Origin of the sequence: Photobacterium nomapromontoriensis (genome assembly GCF_050336815.1) — a bacterium.
Taxonomy (GTDB): Bacteria; Pseudomonadota; Gammaproteobacteria; order Enterobacterales; family Vibrionaceae; genus Photobacterium; species Photobacterium nomapromontoriensis.
Genome location: NZ_JAKJSL010000098.1, coordinates 1 through 1,052 on the forward strand (window position 1 = coordinate 1; position 1,052 = coordinate 1,052).

Sequence of the window (1,052 nt, forward strand, 5' to 3'; positions counted from 1 at the left end):
AGTCGTAAATACCGCCAATTACTGTGGCGTTTTCAAATAAAACAGAGTTTATCTCGCAGAGGAAACTGTTGGGATAATGCACCGATGGAGCGCTTCTTTAGAAGTCTGAAAACGGAATGGGTGCCAACGGTGGGTTATCGTAGCTTTGCTGAGGCTCAACAAGAGATCACTCGCTACATCATTGGATATTACTGCCAACTCAGGCCACATCAGTATAACGGTGGTCTAACTCCTAATGAGTCTGAACGATTATATTGGGAAAACTCTAAAACCGTGGCCAATTTTAGTTGACCACTACAAAGAACTTTATTCAAGGAGAAACGCAAATGGTGACTTCATCAGAAGTTAGTGCCTCTCCTAATGGCACTCAGTGGCAATCCATCGATTGGAAAGCCGTAGAGTCGTGTTAAAGCTTCAAATGCGCATTGCAAAAGCAACCCGAGAGGGAAAACACAGTAGAGTGAAAGCTTTGCAGTGGATTTTAACGCACTCCAGAACAGCGAAATTACTGGCTGTGAAGCGAGTGTCCCAAAACAAAGGCAGTAACACTCCTGGAATAGATGGTGTCATCTGGAATACGGATGCTCGTCGAATGACCGCAGTTAATCAATTGAACCGTAAAGGTTATCGAGCCAAACCCCTCAGACGTATCTACATCCCGAAAAAGAATGGCAAACTCAGACCTCTAGGCATTCCATGCATGATAGATAGAGCGCAACAGGCGTTGTATTTACTTGCTTTGGAGCCGATATCGGAAACGACAGCAGACCCAAATAGCTATGGTTTTCGCCCTAATCGCAGTCGGTGTTTTTCAAGGTAGTTGTCACTAGTTGGTCGATTATTAAGCTGCTTCTCTTTCGGGATTTAAGTGTACTGCCCCGATAGGCTGGCAGTTCCTAATATTCTTTGACCAACGTTCTGGTTTCTTGCTTCGATGTGCTGATAACACCTTCTCTCGACGGCTCAGTATTTCTGTATCTTTTCCACTGTGTCGTTCTGACGGCGTAATGTAATTTAGGCGGCTATGCTTATGTTCGGTGTTATACCAATGA

General features: G+C 44.5%; 1 protein-coding gene and 2 pseudogenes. 2 read left to right on the plus strand and 1 reads right to left on the minus strand.

Annotation, left to right across the window (positions count from 1 at the left end; all coding sequences use genetic code 11):
- Both L4D12_RS25420 and L4D12_RS25425 read left to right on the plus strand, forming a co-directional pair.
- Positions 1-291: integrase core domain-containing protein (locus L4D12_RS25420; RefSeq protein WP_428450587.1), on the plus strand; the 291-nt coding region annotated here is incomplete at its 5' end.
- 35 nt (positions 292-326) lie between these two features.
- Positions 327-802 (plus strand): annotated as a pseudogene (locus tag L4D12_RS25425) (reverse transcriptase N-terminal domain-containing protein); the annotation flags it as partial.
- 39 nt (positions 803-841) lie between these two features.
- Here L4D12_RS25425 and L4D12_RS25430 read toward each other — a convergent pair.
- A pseudogene (locus tag L4D12_RS25430) lies at positions 842-1,052 on the minus strand (IS3 family transposase); the annotation flags it as partial.